Source organism: Photorhabdus sp. RM96S, assembly GCF_042879335.1.
Classification (GTDB): domain Bacteria; phylum Pseudomonadota; class Gammaproteobacteria; order Enterobacterales; family Enterobacteriaceae; genus Photorhabdus; species Photorhabdus kayaii.
Genome location: NZ_JBHFKT010000247.1, coordinates 1 through 273, shown reverse-complemented (window position 1 = coordinate 273; position 273 = coordinate 1). Strand labels below are relative to the sequence as shown.

Here is a 273-nt window from a genome sequence, read left to right as displayed (position 1 = left end):
GTTGGCCGGGGTCTGGAATGAGGAAGCGATGAAAGCCGCTTCGGAAATTATCCTGTGCGAAGCGCTGATCGATGCCATGACGTTCTGGTGTGCCGGGTTCCGCAACGTGATTGCCGCGTTCGGGGTGAACGGGTTTAACCGTGAGCACCTCGAAGCCTTGCAGTATCACGGCGTGAAACGGGTGCTGATTGCCTTTGACCGGGACGAGGCCGGAGACCGTGGCGCGGCCAGTGTGGCGGCTGATTTACTGGAAGCCGGTATCGAGGCATGGCG

1 protein-coding gene is annotated in these 273 nt (G+C 60.4%); it reads left to right on the top strand.

What is annotated here, in order from left to right; translation table 11 throughout:
• Positions 1 to 273 (top strand): toprim domain-containing protein (locus ACGF49_RS25200; protein WP_387493527.1); only part of this gene is annotated, 273 nt, incomplete at both ends.